The organism is Microcystis sp. LE18-22.4A, assembly GCF_027531105.1.
Classification (GTDB): Bacteria; Cyanobacteriota; Cyanobacteriia; order Cyanobacteriales; family Microcystaceae; genus Microcystis; species Microcystis aeruginosa.
In genome coordinates this window covers 1-13729 of record NZ_JAPZRB010000078.1, presented here as the reverse complement: position 1 = coordinate 13729, position 13729 = coordinate 1, and the positions used below count along the sequence as shown (strand labels likewise).

Here is a 13729-nt window from a genome sequence, read left to right as displayed (position 1 = left end):
GAGGGGGCCAATTACCTAATTTTCAGGGAAAAAGTCCAGGAATTTTCCCCCTGATCACTCCCATGCCCGGTACTTTTTGATTGACAAAAAGTCTAAAAGTCTTACCCAACAAGGTTTTTAGATTTATTCAGCAAACCCTAGTTAAATAATCCTTCTGGGACATTTTTAACTGCACCTAAAGTTTCAGAAATTTGATTATTCGAGGAGGAAGAAGAATTAGATCGATCATTGAAATTGGGAAAGGTTTTGTTGAGCAACCACCAAGCAATTCCTCCTAAAAGTGTCGATGTCACCATAACCGTCAACAGCAGCGGAAGAATTTCATTTTTCTGGGACATAAAATCAGGATCACGATTCGGACTACTTTAATGATAATCCCAGCTTTTTTTAATGACCCTAACTTTTACAATTCTTTCGGGTTGTGCCAAGGGTTAAGGATCAACCATAGAGACACGAACAACAGAAAGGAGAGGATAGATTCGATGAGTAATACTAAACCAGGTTATTAAAAACTGATTATTTATTCTCCCTTTTGCCTCTTGCCTCTTGCATGAGTGCCTGTCCTGATATGTAAGCCTATACTCAACGGATTTAGTATAAAACTTATCAGACAAAGGACAAGATAGCGATATAACCTGCTTGAGCATCTTCTCCTGTTGACTGGCTACAGACCTTCGAACAGCAAAAAAACTTGAACAACAAAAACTAGAACAGCAAGGGATGGAGGCAACCCCATCCCCAAACTAGACAATTATGCTATTCTTTTTTATACATCACCTCCACCACGGTATGTACGTTACCTCTGGGATGAAAATCCCCCTTAACTTTCATCTGCAAGGGTTCGCAAGCGGCCACCAAATCATCTAAAATTTGGTTAATTGCTTCTTCGTGGGAAATATAACGATCGCGATAACTATTAATATAAAGTTTAATCGCCTTTAATTCCATCACCTTTTGATCGGGAACGTAGCTAAGATAAATAGTGGCAAAATCGGGATAACCGGAAAAGGGACACTTACAGGTATATTCCGGCAGAGTGATCTGAATATCGTAATTTCTGCCAGGGCGTGGATTGGGGAAAGTAATTAATGTTCCTTCGGCAATTTCTCTTTCCCCGTACTTAACTTCAATTTTTTCGGAAGACTGAACCATGTTTTTTCCTAACTAGACAATGTTTCCTATCATAGCTGGAATATTCTCTCAAGAGGCGTTACCGAATCAACAGATGAATAGTAACTCCTGCATCCTATTGACAAATTAGCTTAGTCCAGGGTTGAAAGAATGCCGAGAAGACAATGCAGACTTAAAATCAGCCAAGTCGAATTTTCAGGTAAAAAATGCTCTATGATTAACTCTAAAGATACTGTAAAACTGGTTTCATGCTCTCCGAGATTAAAAACATAGCCGAGAGTCTCGCACCCCGATTAGTGGAGATTCGCCGCCACATTCACGCGAATCCAGAGTTAAGTGGGCAAGAATATCAAACGGCCGCCTATATTGCCGGGGTTTTGTCTTCCTGTGGTCTATCGGTGCAGGAAGCGGTGGGAAAAACGGGAGTTAAGGGAGAATTGGCGGGAAAAGGCAGTGATCGAAGGATTTTAGCCATCCGCGCCGATATGGATGCCCTACCGATCCAAGAAAGAACCGATTTAGACTTTGCTTCCCGCAAACCGGGGATTATGCACGCCTGCGGTCACGATGTTCATGCTACCGTCGGTTTAGGGGTGGCGATGGTGCTTTCCCGTCTCTCGGAACCTTTGGGGGGAAAAATACGCTTTCTCTTTCAACCAGCAGAGGAAATCGCCCAGGGGGCCAATTGGATGATCCGGGAGGGGGTGATGCGGGATGTCAGCGCCGTTTTGGGGCTGCACGTTTTCCCCTCGATTCCGGCCCGATCGATCGGAGTTCGTTACGGGGCCTTAACTGCAGCTGCCGACGATCTGGAGATTTTTATTCAAGGGGAATCCGGCCACGGGGCCCGGCCCCACGAGGCGATCGATGCTATCTGGATCGCTTCGCAAGTAATCACCACTTTACAACAGGCAATTAGTCGGACTCAAAACCCTTTGCGTCCCATTGTCCTCACCATCGGGCAGATTAGCGGTGGTCGCGCCCCCAACGTCATCGCCGATCAGGTACGCATGGCGGGAACCGTGCGATCGCTGCACCCAGAAACCCACGCCCATCTCCCGGAATGGATCGAGAGTTTGGTCACGAATGTCTGTAGCACATATAACGCTAAATGTCAAGTAAAATATCGCCGGGGCGTGCCATCGGTGCAAAATGACCAATTTTTAACCCGGTTAGTCGAAGAAGCTGGTTTAGAAGCTTGGGGAAGGGATCGGGTTTTAATTCTCTCGGAACCCTCCATGGGGGCCGAGGATTTTTCCCTTTATTTGCAACAGGCCCCGGGGACAATGTTCCGTCTGGGAGTGGGTTCTCCTCACCTCCTCAATCCCCCCCTTCACCATCCGGAATTTTTAGTGGATGAGTCGGCAATTCTGACGGGAGTGATTACTTTAGCCTACGCGGCCTATAAATATTGGCAACGGCAAGATTAAACCGGTTTTTCAAGATAATTTTATGGAAATTTGGGAAGATTTAGCTATTATAGCTTGGACGGAATTGCTGCTGGATAATTATGAACGGTTAATCGGGCGATCGCTTTTACCCCGGATCGGTACTGGCAAAGAACAGAGTAAAATGCTCTTTTATGCCCCTTTTGTGCTGGTTTCCCACGGTACACAAACTAATCCGATCTTCAATTATGGTAATCGCGGTGCCCTCGATCTCTGGGGTTTAACTTGGCCAGAATTATTAACAACTCCTTCGCGAGCGACGGTAGAGGGGGAGGAAATCGCCAAAGAACGCCAAAAAATGCTAGATTTAGTCAAAAAACAGGGCTATATCAACGATTATCACGGGGTAAGGATCACGAAAAATGGTCAACTATTTCGCATTGAAAAAGCGATCGTTTGGAATATCATCGATCGTGATGGCATTTACTGCGGACAGGCTGCCACTTTTGCTGATTGGATTTTTCTCTGATTTAAGCTGTACTGCCTTTAAACTCCGTCCCCACTTCCCCACTTCCCCACTTCCCTCTCCCCGCTTCCCTCTCCCCACACCCCACACCCCACACCCCACACCCCACACCCCCACTGTATCACCCCAATATGACCAACTCAGACCGAATTATTGTTCCTCTCGATGTGCCGGATTTAGAATCAGCGATCGCACTGCTTGATCTGTTGCCGGAAGTCAATTTTTGGAAAGTGGGACTAGAATTATTTGTCAGTAGCGGTGCAGAAATTCTAGGGATTCTGCAAGAAAGACAAAAAAAGAGCTTTCTCGATCTAAAATTTCATGATATTCCCAATACGGTCGCCGGGGCCTGTCGTTCCGCCAGTCGCTATCAAGTGGATTTACTCACCCTGCACGCTACGGCCGGACGGCAAGCACTGACGGCGGCTAAGGGGGCAATCTCTGACCTGCTATCGCCGCCAAAACTTCTCGCTATCACCGTTTTAACCAGCCTTAACGCCCGCGAATTAGCCCTCGACCTCAAAATTCCCCTAGAACTATCGGAATATGCCTTAAATCTGGCATTATTGGCCAAGGAATCGGGAATTGATGGCGCGGTTTGTTCTCCCCAAGAAGTGGCGCAATTGCGGCGCGTCTGTGGAGAGGATTTTCTCTTAGTTTGCCCCGGAGTTCGTCCCTCCTGGTCAAGCAAAGGGGATCAAAGTCGGGTGATGACTCCAACCCAAGCGCTTAAAGCTGGGGCTGATTATCTAGTAATTGGACGACCGATCACCGGTGCCGAGGAGCCAAAGGTAGCATGGGCAAAAATTTGTCAAGAATTAGCCGATATTTAGCTGTATTACTGGTTATTTTCGGGATTAACTTGCCAGCAGTTAGTCGTCCTCTTTCTAGCTGTCCGGAGGATTTAAATCTTTTAGTCGATCGCCTCTTGTCAGATTTACCCAGTTATGCTAATCGAGTTATTACCCGCTCCCAAATCGACCAAAAATTATCTACACCGGTTTTTGTGATTATTGCCGGTCGTCCTGAATTTGCACCCCTACCTTTAACTGCCAGTCAATATTCTGGTCAAATTGCCGATGACACTCAACAGGTTTTTTTTACGACTTTAGAGCGTCAGTATGGCAAAAATCGCTCTGTCACTCTCCAGAATTATCACTGGTTATTTTTAACTAAAACTGGGGAAGGATGGCGATTAGTGACGGTTTACAGTCAATTAGCTGCCCTTGAACCCGCTCAAGTCCCCTTACCTCCCCTAGAAACCAGCCAAGGCACCATCGGCCAAGCGGTGCGTCTCTGGCTGCGGGACTGCGAAGCGGCTGCATTGCGCTAAATTCGCTCGGCCAAAACAAAGCGATCGAAACCTGCTAGGTCGTTAATAATCTGAATTTGTCGATAATTGCCCTGATTTTCCAGCATTTGCGCTACTTTTTCCCCTTGACCGGCTCTCATTTCCACTAGCCAAAGGCCTCCCGATCGCAGATAATCGGGAGCAGTGGCCACTAGATAGCGCAGCGCGGTCAATCCGTCTTCACCTCCATCGAGGGCCAAACGGGGTTCATGTTCCCGCACTTCAATTTGTAAGTCAAGGATTTCTGCACTGGGAATATAGGGAGGATTGGACAGCATACCGCTAATCTGTCCTTGCCACTTCTCTAGGGGTGTCCACCAAGAACCCTGTTTTAAGATAATTCTGTCGGCAAAACCCGTATTGATGATATTTTCTTTGGCGATCGCTAAAGCCGTTTGACTGTAATCAATAGCATATATCTCTGCTTTTGTCAAGATACTGGCTAAACCAATAGCGATCGCACCGCTACCGGTTCCCAGATCTACCCAGATTCCCCCGTCGTCTCCTCTGACGGTTTCGCCAACAATATCGATTAATAACTCGGTTTCGGGACGAGGAATTAAGACTTCTGGGGAGACTTTGAGGGTAAAATTACGCCAGACCACCGATTCGAGCAAATACTGTAAGGGAACCCTTGCTTGCAGGCGTTTTTGCCAGCGTTTAGTAATTTCCGACCAAGAATAACTCAAGGGGATTTTTTCTCGTTCGCGAAAGGATTGTAAGCGCAGGGAAAGAGTATCTAAATCTGTCACTGCTTGCAGAAAGATATCCACTTCTTTCGGAGATAGTTGCGCTTGCTCTAAATCGGCGATCGCCTGTTGGCGCCATTGACTTAATTCTTGACCGGAAATACTAGCAGACACAAGACTTAACGATTGGGGGCGGGGGGATTATTGGTATTATTATTAGGGCTTTGCTGGCGGTTGTTTGGGAGCATTTTGGTTGCTATTTGCCCGAATAAAATCAATCGTTTCTTGGCTAGGATAGAGGAGAATTTTAGTTAAAGCTTCATCGTTGCTTTGTTGTAGGGTGGCGATGACATTTTCTAAGGGAATAACATCAATTTTCACCGTGGCCGCTTCTGCGGGATTAGCTTTTTTATATTGTTCTACCATTTGCAAAGCGGCGGCCTTTTCAAAGAAGAAAGGAATAAAATCCTGATTATTGCGACTGATCACCAGAAAATTACTCTCTTTTCCTGCTTTCGGCACAAACAAAGGTACACCACCTTGATATTGTTGACCTCTTTCACTGAGCAGTTTTTTCGCCGATTCTACTTCCGACTCTTTGGGAACAAAATCGATAATTAGACGATTTTGATCGGTTTGACTGGTTTGCATTTTATAGACCTGTGCCAAAGAAACAGGCTGAACTTTAACTTTGCTGGCCACTTCAGGATTCTCTTTTTTCAGTCGTTCAAAAAAGTTTTGTGCGTCCTGCCGACTGATAAAAACTCCCGTGAATTTCTGTTCTTTTTCTCCCACGGCAATTAGGGGAACTCCTTGATCATCGGCAATAGCGAAGACAGGTACAGACTGCAAGGTTTTGACGATTTGTTCTTCCGGTAAAGCGAGTGCTTTAGAATAGCTGCCCAGCAGCGAAGTCAACATTGTCGTTCCTACTAAACCAAGAGTTGCTGTCCAACGAATGAGAGATTTCATCAAAATAATTACCTCGTTATTACTATTAACCAATATTTGCCGTTAATCTGAACTATATAGTCTATTTGACTCCTGCGATCAGGAGTTTTTTGATGAATAACAAGCCCCGAAAGTTCCCTTTATTGGCTTGCTTCTGAACCATCATAGCTAAAAAGCTCCATATTTGGTGAGATGTGGTCGCAGCGGCGGCCAGGAAATAGGGGCAATTTACGGACTGATCTGGGGAATAATAGGGATTAATTGGATTTTTTAAGCTATATTTTCAAAAAAATCGCTTTAGCTACGGTTTAAGCTTGCTTTTGCCTTAATAAGCACCAACTTGAGATCAAAAGGCCTCCTCTTGTCTGAATCAGTTAGTCAACTGGCTACCCCTTGATCTTGGCACTGCTAATGACTTTCCGAGAAATCGCGCGGATGGGCGATCGCTAACCGCAGCCATTGATAGGAAACTAGATTTAAAATCAGTCCGATGATCAATAAAATTGCCATGAGAGCGATTTGATACCAGGCGATCGGTCTGACCAGAAGATCGGCGATCAGATGGGCTAAATTCAAGACAGAATAGAGAATTGTCAGCCAGAAATGGGACTTTCTCAAGGAGCGACTTTCGCTAAAATTGACCCCGATAATCGCTAACATTGGCAGCAAAAAAAAGAGCAACATTCCCCAGAAAATCGGATCGAGATTGCTGGTTTGATGACTCTCGACGATCGATTGACCATGGAAAAGCGGCATTAAACCCAGTTGGGTGTGAAATAGAGTTCCCAAGAGGAATGTTGTCCAGAGAGCGGCAATTTTTTCGGGATATTTCGCTGTTTTCACGGTAATTATCCTCTTAATCGGTTAGTATAAAAGGTCGGGCTAGGTGAGAAAGTATTCTTCAATTTTTCCTAGTCACTTATCTATACATTCTAAAAAAAGTTTCTGTATTTAAAATTACTTTTTACAAAAAAACACAAAATAGTTTTTACTGCTGATCAGCCGTGGAGAAAGGCCGCTGCTATAGTGGTAAATTTAGCTAATTCTCAATCTAAAAATGTTTATGACCACAACCACTTGCGAGAGTAACTCAATCTATCCCGTGCGTTGGCAAGATAATAAAGTCTGGCTGATCGATCAAACCCGTTTACCCATGGAGTATGGGGAAGTTGAGATCACCAGCAGTGAAGCCATGGCCCGGGCGATCGAAACGATGATTGTCCGCGGCGCTCCGGCGATCGGGGTGGCGGCTGCATACGGTATGGTTTTAGGAGCGCAGGAAATTACCACCGACCAGACAGAGGAATTTCTGGCTGATTTAACTAGAATAGCCGATCGATTAGCCCAAACCCGGCCGACGGCGGTGAATTTATTCTGGGCGATCGAGCGAATGTTAAAAGTGGCCAGGGAAAGTGGCCCAGAAGTGGCAGTAATTACCAAAAATCTCCTTGAAACTGCCCAAAATATCCAAAAAGAAGACGTGGAAACCTGTCGGGCGATCGGTCACCATGGTTTATTGGCGCTGCCAGAGCAACCGGAAAAACTGACAATTTTAACCCACTGTAATACTGGTTCCCTAGCCACGGCCGGTTATGGTACTGCTTTAGGGGTAATTCGTTCCGCTTGGACAGCAGGGAGATTAATACAAGTGTATGCAGACGAAACCCGGCCGCGGCTGCAAGGGGCAAAATTAACCGCCTGGGAATGTCTGCGGGAGGGAATTCCCGTCACCGTGATCACCGATAGCATGGCGGCCCACTGTATGCAGCAAAAACTGATCGATGCGGTGATCGTTGGGGCCGATCGCATTGCGGCCAATGGGGACACGGCTAACAAAATCGGCACCTATTCCCTTGCGGTGGTGGCAAAAGCTCATAATCTGCCTTTTTATGTGGCCGCGCCGCTATCGACGGTGGATTTTTCCCTTAAGGATGGTACGGGGATACCGATCGAACAGCGCGATCGTGCCGAAATTTATCAGGTGGGGACAACTACCCTTTGCCCTAGAGATGTTAACTTTTATAACCCCGCTTTCGATGTTACTCCCGCCGCTTTAATCACCGCTATCATCACGGAAAAAGGAGCGGTAACACCGGCTGAATTAATTTTTTTACCTAAAATGTCGGATGAATGCCCCCGCTAGATTTTTCGACAAGATACTCACTAAAATTAGAACGTAGGTTGGGTTGAAGCATGAAACCCAACGCCGGCTCATGTTACGCTACCGCTAACCCATCCTACAAATAATTTTGCCTCCTTGCTTAATAATCCTAATGAGTCTCCAAATGTATCCTTTTTTGAACGAAAATGCCTAAGTCCCAATGAGTCTCCAAATGTATCCTTTTTTGAACGAAAATGCCTAAGTCCCAATAGGCTAAAAAATTAATTAAACCAGAGCTTGGTTCTATTCTATGAAAATCCAAGCAGCTCAAAGATGTATTCTTCTTAAAATTATCTTGGCTCTTCTCGACTTTGTGTAATAATTTTTGCCGATGAAATTCTGAAATGTTTACTGGGAAAGACTTTTAGGGCTATTTTGGTGAATAAATCAACTATCAGTATAGGCCTCGTTTCCACACAGAAACCAGAAAAGCCAAATCCTTGCATAATCGAGATTTGTATGATATTATAAAGAAATAATTAAAGCAGAAAATTCTGGGTGATTTGGGTAGATTTGAGTATATTTTAGGGGAGGCTAAGTATATTTGCCATCTCTGCTTTTAGTAAGTATCAATAAAATCAACCGGAAAAAGGGGATTGCCGAATGAAGAATAAGAAAGCGGAATTCAGAGAAGGAGGAAGGGAGTGAAGTCAATGTTAAGGAGCGGCTCTAATAATCGAAAAGCCAAAATTATCAAATCATCACTTACTTCGGCGAAACTGGTCAAAAAATATGGATAAAGTCCGGGTTATCGTTGTAGAAGATCACGATTTAACCCGCATGGGCTTAGTGGTGGCTCTCCAGCATCGGGAAGGTATCCAAGTGGTAGGGGAAGCGATCAGTGGATTACAGGGACTGAAACTGCTAGAGGAGACTAAACCCGATGTGGCGATCATCGATATAGGTTTACCCATGATCGATGGGATCGAGTTAGTGCGACGGTTCCAACAAAATCGGGGCGAAGACCCCCTGGCCACGAAAATCCTCATGCTAACCATGCACAAAACCCAAGAACAGGTTTTAGCGGCTTTTAGTGCTGGGGCTGATTCCTACTGTATGAAGGATATTAGCATTGATAAGTTAATCGAGGCGATTTATTCCACCCACGAAGGCAATCATTGGCTTGACCCTGCGATCGCCAATATTGTTCTGCAACAAGTGCGCCAAAATGTTCCCGTCGGTGCGGCTGCCGGGACCAAAACAGTGATAATTCAAGGCGTTGACCGAGAATATCACCAATTGCTGGAAAATGCCCCCCTAACGGCACGAGAGCGAGAAATTCTCGATCTGATTGTCGCGGGTTGTAGTAATGCCGAGATTGCCAAGCGACTCTATATCACCATCGGCACGGTGAAAACCCATGTCCGCAATGTCTTAAATAAACTCTCTGTGGATGATCGGACTCAAGCGGCAGTGCTGGCCCTGCGATCGGGATTAGTGGATTAAAAAAACCGGCATCCTACCTGGGTAGGATGCCGGCTCGGTCAAAACTAGAAACTAGACTTGGGCTGCCACTTTTGATTCGGCCGCCATTAGTTTTTCGTAGGTTTCACGCATTTTGAGACCGACTAACACTTGGAATAAACCCGTACCATTGGTAGAACCGGGATAATCCTTGTGTTTGAGCAGTAATTCCGTCATTTCACCGTAGTATTTAGTGCCGGTTTTGCTCAAATGGCTTTCGATGTAGATCATTTCTTCGAGGTTATCGAATTGACCATCTAGTTCCAGAATCGACACTTCATTCCCCAAGAAGCCATCTGGACCATAGTAGAGTTTAATGCCGGGATAAGCGCAGGTCAATTTACGACCGCAGGGCCGCCAATCGATGGTGGAACCTTCATCAAACAGATAAGCGGGTTCAAAGTTTTCCACCCCTTCTTTCTGGATTAAACGGACCCGTAGTAACTTACTTTCGTGATCTTCAAGTAATTGGGTGGGCAGCACTTGAATCACCACGTCAGCGTACTGTCTTTGGGGATCGATATAGGCACTGAAATCCGGTTTTCTAGAATTAATAGCCGCCATCACATCATCATAGGTGTGACCGCGCTCGGCCATATCCCGTTGAATTTTCCAGTTAACTTTGACTTCATCGCTAATATCGAGATAAACGCTGAAATCTAATAGGGCCCGGACTCGTTCATCATATAAGGGGTGCAGTCCCTCGATCACGATTACCTTATTCGGTTCGATGATTTCGGGGGGATCGATCATCCCCGTTTCATGATTATAAATAGGTTTATTAATGGCTTGACCTTCCTTGAGAGCTTTAATCTGCTCGTACATCAGGTCAAAGTTATTCGCTTTCGGATTGAGTGCGGTGACACCCACCTCTTTTCTCTGTTTGCGATCGAGACAATGGTAGTCATCTAAACAGATCACTGTCATAAACTCGGCCCCGAATAAATCCGTCAAACGACGTAAAAAAGTAGACTTCCCACAACCGGAGTCCCCAGCTACACCGATTAGAACCACGCGCTCTGGCTTATTGGCCATAGTTTCCCTCTAAATACACGACTAATTGTTAACCCATAGTAGTAATTAAACCAGACTCTGGATCCAGCAGTACCCCGCCGCCACAAATTGCTGCTGCTGACAGGTTCGGCAAGAGCCTCACGCTAGAATGAGTAGGTATTTGATACTAGATATTCTGTTCAGATCATACCGGAATCAGTGACCAAAATCAGTTATCAGTAATCAGTTATCAGTAAACAGTGATCAGTGAAAGGACAGCACTGTTAAGTAGTCGTGCAAAATTAATTTCCTAGTGAAGATAGGCAAGGGGCAAGAGGCAAGAGGTGGTTAGATATGTGTAATTAATTTTGCTTAGGTACTTAATGCTATTTAGGGCTTGCTGAATAAATCTAAAAACCTTTTTGGATAAGGCTTTTAGACTTTTTTGACCTCAAAAAGTGCCGACCATTGGAGTGATTGGGGGGAAAATTCAGGTAATTTTTCCCTGAAAATTAGGTAATTGACCACCTGAAAATGGGTAAAACCCCACACCCCACCTGTACCGATGTCGGGGGGGTTGGGGGGGCCACACCCTGCCCCTAGGAAAAGCTTTTTGCCGCAAACCCTATTTACTCCTCCTTACTAAAAACCCAGAGCTGATAACTGGTAACTGATCACTGATCACTGATTACTGACAGGCTGCGGTGGGTGTGGAGAAATTTAGTCATTTCCTCCACTGCTAGAGGGCCACTGATGCGATTGCCTTGCATTCTCTCGCAACCTAATTCTTGCAGGATTTCTAATTGTTGTTGGGTTTCTACTCCCTTGGCGATCACTATTAAGTTAAAACTTTTCGCTATCGCCAGCAATGACGAGATAAAACGGGTATCTTGGGGATTATTACTCAGGTTTTTCGTTAAAGATTGCTCTATTTTCAGTTTTTTCACGGAAAATTGACCGAGATAGGCGATCGACGCGTAACCGCTGCCAAAATCATCAAGGGTGATACTAATACCCAATTCCTGCAAATCCCCAAGAATTCGACCGGTTTCGCGGCTATTTTCTAGTAAACTTGTCTCGGTTATTTCCATCTCCAGAAAGAAAGGCCCGATTTTGCTTTCAGTCAAGACTTCTTTGAGGATGGTGAGCAACTGCGGATCCCGCAATTGGTGCGGGGACAGATTGATCGAGATGGGAGTGTATAATAATCCTCGCTGCTGCCATATTTGTGCTTGTTGACAGGCATTTTTCAGCACCCAACGATTAAGCTCAAGGATTAACTCGCTTTCTTGGATTAAGGGTAAGAAACGATTAGGAGCGATTAATCCGAATTGAGGGTGTAACCAGCGCAATAATACCTCTAACCCTTCCACTTGCCACTGAGTCATATTAACTTGCGGTTGATAGTAAAGAGCTAATTCATTATTTCTGATTGCCTGATAGAGAAAATATTCAACTTTAGAACTACGAGTATTTTTAGGGTGAACATTAACTGACTCTATCTTGGAGTTATTATTGATATTATTCTTGACCGCTACTAAATTTTCCTCCAGTTTCTGTAAAATTATTTTTCTGTCTGTGCCGACGGGGGGACAGATAACTGAACCTAAATTGAATCGCACGGCTAGGGAGTGATTTTCGATTTCGTAATTATTTTCTAGGGTTTCAATAATTCTTTGACTAACTTTTTCCAGATCATTAGCCTTATTAATTTGTGGCAGCAGGATAATAAATTCGTCCCCTCCCCAACGAGCGACTATATCCCCCGATCTCAAATTTTTTCTTAACCGTTCACTGACGATTTTTAATAGGTTATCTCCCAGTCGATAACCTAGTCGATTGTTGACATTTCTTAGCCGCTCTACATCCACTAATAACAGACCGAGCATTTGATTACTTTTCTGGGCATTATTAATAGCATTTGACAGATATTCATTAAAGATAGAACGGTTAGGCAAATTCGTGAGAATATCTAGGAAAGATTCCTCTTGAGTCCTGTTATCAAAACTAATGGTCTGGGATGGGGAATGATGGAGAATTAGGGTACTTTTTGTGTGGAGGTCATCCCGGCTATAATTTGCTTCATTTTCCGTCAGATCCACTCGTAGCTGTCCTGAACTTTTAACCGGTGCTTGCTCTATTTTTTCTTGACTGGCTATTAAATGAAAACTGGCGTTTATATCACAGCCAAAGTTAATTAAATCACCATCTTTTAATTCATGAACCAAGCATTTAGACCCATTGACATAAATACCATTATGACTTTTATTTCCCTCTAAATCACCATCAAGAATCCAATAGGAAAAATTTTGGCGATCAATACTCTTTTTAATTAAAGTCGCATGATAGCGAGACGCGTATTTGGAGCGAAGAACAATTTGATTATCGGACTTACGGCCGAGAGAATATTTCATGTCTTCTAGGGTAATTGTTCTTCTCCCTTGAGGATCTTCCACAATGAGGAGATAACGGGAATTGGATGAACCATTAATCATTTTTTCGGTACCTCGACAAAATATAAGTTAATATGCTCCCTCAAAAAGTCATGGCTTATTCGTCTTTGACTTAATTTATTTTCTCAATAAAGTGTTGGGTGTGATTCGGAACAGTTACTTAACAAGAATTGAGTCACATCTTCTGGTTTCAAGGCCTGAGTCAACCAAAATCCTTGTACTTCTTCAAATGCTGTACTAGGCCGATTATAGTCGATAACATGGCTAAATGCTCGGTTTTTGATGGTAAAGATGGGATAAAGGTTCGCTCTTCAAGCTGTCGAGGGGATATTTATCAATATAACTTAAGAAGGAATAGCCAGCATCAAAATTATCTAAAACTAACTGTACCCCTAATTCCTTGGCTTAAAGCTGACCCCGCTTCTAGGGGGTCTTAACGAGTAATTTAGATAGGGCTTGCTGAATAAATCTAAAAACCTTGTTGGGTAAGACTTTTAGACTTTTTGTCAATCAAAAAGTACCAGTTGTGGGAGAGATAGGGGGAAAATTCAGGGACTTTTTCTCTGAAAATTAGGTAATTGACCAGATGAGAATCGGTAAAACCCTACACCCCACACCCCAC

Annotated in this window: 12 protein-coding genes and 1 pseudogene; 6 read left to right on the top strand and 7 right to left on the bottom strand. The window is 44.3% G+C overall.

Annotated elements, in window-relative coordinates; all coding sequences use genetic code 11:
- Nucleotides 1-137 precede the first annotated feature (137 nt).
- Together O9295_RS03470 and queF are read right to left on the bottom strand one after the other, a co-directional pair.
- Nucleotides 138-338, bottom strand: a complete 201-nt coding sequence (locus O9295_RS03470; protein WP_288031731.1) for a hypothetical protein — start codon at nucleotides 336-338, stop codon at nucleotides 138-140.
- A 418-nt stretch (nucleotides 339-756) separates the two neighbouring features.
- Nucleotides 757-1152: a preQ(1) synthase gene (gene queF, locus O9295_RS03465; protein WP_002740916.1), complete on the bottom strand. Its 396-nt coding sequence runs from the start codon at nucleotides 1150-1152 to the stop codon at nucleotides 757-759.
- Nucleotides 1153-1379: 227 nt separating this feature from the next.
- Here queF and O9295_RS03460 point away from each other — a divergent pair, with 227 nt between their 5' ends.
- The 4 genes from O9295_RS03460 (at nucleotide 1380) to O9295_RS03445 (ending at nucleotide 4378) form a co-directional block, all read left to right on the top strand.
- Nucleotides 1380-2561, top strand: coding sequence for a M20 family metallopeptidase (locus O9295_RS03460; protein ID WP_288031728.1), 1182 nt, complete (start codon nucleotides 1380-1382; stop codon nucleotides 2559-2561).
- A gap of 22 nt (nucleotides 2562-2583) precedes the next feature.
- Nucleotides 2584-3048 carry an MEKHLA domain-containing protein gene (locus tag O9295_RS03455; protein WP_287107981.1) on the top strand — a complete coding sequence of 155 codons (465 nt, stop codon included), beginning with the start codon at nucleotides 2584-2586 and terminating at the stop codon, nucleotides 3046-3048.
- A gap of 128 nt (nucleotides 3049-3176) precedes the next feature.
- On the top strand, nucleotides 3177-3878 hold the full coding sequence (pyrF, locus tag O9295_RS03450; protein WP_288031724.1) for an orotidine-5'-phosphate decarboxylase: 702 nt from the start codon (nucleotides 3177-3179) through the stop codon (nucleotides 3876-3878).
- Nucleotides 3842-4378 carry a hypothetical protein gene (locus O9295_RS03445; protein WP_288031721.1) on the top strand — a complete coding sequence of 179 codons (537 nt, stop codon included), beginning with the start codon at nucleotides 3842-3844 and terminating at the stop codon, nucleotides 4376-4378. Before pyrF ends, O9295_RS03445 begins: the two co-directional genes overlap by 37 nt.
- On the opposite strand, the gene prmC is transcribed toward O9295_RS03445, so the two are convergent.
- The 3 genes and pseudogenes from prmC to O9295_RS03430 form a co-directional block, all read right to left on the bottom strand.
- Nucleotides 4375-5259, bottom strand: a complete 885-nt coding sequence (gene prmC, locus O9295_RS03440; RefSeq protein WP_288031719.1) for a peptide chain release factor N(5)-glutamine methyltransferase — start codon at nucleotides 5257-5259, stop codon at nucleotides 4375-4377. The genes O9295_RS03445 and prmC overlap by 4 nt on opposite strands.
- Before the next feature lie 5 nt (nucleotides 5260-5264).
- Nucleotides 5265-6057: pseudogene (locus tag O9295_RS03435) on the bottom strand (Tic22 family protein).
- A 387-nt stretch (nucleotides 6058-6444) separates the two neighbouring features.
- Nucleotides 6445-6879 (bottom strand): hypothetical protein, encoded by a 435-nt coding sequence (locus O9295_RS03430; protein ID WP_287730936.1) that lies wholly within the window; start codon nucleotides 6877-6879, stop codon nucleotides 6445-6447.
- Nucleotides 6880-7099: 220 nt separating this feature from the next.
- On the opposite strand from O9295_RS03430, the gene mtnA reads away from it, so the two are divergent.
- Both mtnA and O9295_RS03420 read left to right on the top strand, forming a co-directional pair.
- Nucleotides 7100-8179, top strand: a complete 1080-nt coding sequence (mtnA, locus tag O9295_RS03425; protein ID WP_288031713.1) for an S-methyl-5-thioribose-1-phosphate isomerase — start codon at nucleotides 7100-7102, stop codon at nucleotides 8177-8179.
- Nucleotides 8180-8929: 750 nt separating this feature from the next.
- Nucleotides 8930-9643 (top strand): response regulator, encoded by a 714-nt coding sequence (locus tag O9295_RS03420; RefSeq protein WP_012266618.1) that lies wholly within the window; start codon nucleotides 8930-8932, stop codon nucleotides 9641-9643.
- A gap of 51 nt (nucleotides 9644-9694) precedes the next feature.
- Here the strand turns inward: O9295_RS03420 and O9295_RS03415 are convergent, their stop codons facing one another.
- The gene (locus tag O9295_RS03415) at nucleotides 9695-10696 is read right to left on the bottom strand and encodes a phosphoribulokinase (protein ID WP_012266619.1); all 1002 of its coding nucleotides are present in this window, start codon (nucleotides 10694-10696) and stop codon (nucleotides 9695-9697) included.
- A 632-nt stretch (nucleotides 10697-11328) separates the two neighbouring features.
- Complete coding sequence (locus O9295_RS03410) at nucleotides 11329-13149, bottom strand: EAL domain-containing protein (RefSeq protein ID WP_147068637.1); 1821 nt, start codon at nucleotides 13147-13149, stop codon at nucleotides 11329-11331.
- Nucleotides 13150-13729: the final 580 nt, after the last annotated feature.

Excerpts from the sequence above, each read along its gene's own strand:
- mtnA (WP_288031713.1), top strand. The coding sequence starts at position 7,100 with ATGACCACAACCACTTGCGAGAGTAACTCAATCTATCCCGTGCGTTGG.
- O9295_RS03460 (WP_288031728.1), top strand. The coding sequence starts at position 1,380 with ATGCTCTCCGAGATTAAAAACATAGCCGAGAGTCTCGCACCCCGATTA.
- O9295_RS03415 (WP_012266619.1), bottom strand. The coding sequence starts at position 10,696 with ATGGCCAATAAGCCAGAGCGCGTGGTTCTAATCGGTGTAGCTGGGGAC.
- O9295_RS03420 (WP_012266618.1), top strand. The coding sequence starts at position 8,930 with ATGGATAAAGTCCGGGTTATCGTTGTAGAAGATCACGATTTAACCCGC.
- O9295_RS03410 (WP_147068637.1), bottom strand. The coding sequence starts at position 13,149 with ATGATTAATGGTTCATCCAATTCCCGTTATCTCCTCATTGTGGAAGAT.
- O9295_RS03470 (WP_288031731.1), bottom strand. The coding sequence starts at position 338 with ATGTCCCAGAAAAATGAAATTCTTCCGCTGCTGTTGACGGTTATGGTG.
- O9295_RS03455 (WP_287107981.1), top strand. The coding sequence starts at position 2,584 with ATGGAAATTTGGGAAGATTTAGCTATTATAGCTTGGACGGAATTGCTG.
- O9295_RS03445 (WP_288031721.1), top strand. The coding sequence starts at position 3,842 with ATGGGCAAAAATTTGTCAAGAATTAGCCGATATTTAGCTGTATTACTG.
- pyrF (WP_288031724.1), top strand. The coding sequence starts at position 3,177 with ATGACCAACTCAGACCGAATTATTGTTCCTCTCGATGTGCCGGATTTA.
- queF (WP_002740916.1), bottom strand. The coding sequence starts at position 1,152 with ATGGTTCAGTCTTCCGAAAAAATTGAAGTTAAGTACGGGGAAAGAGAA.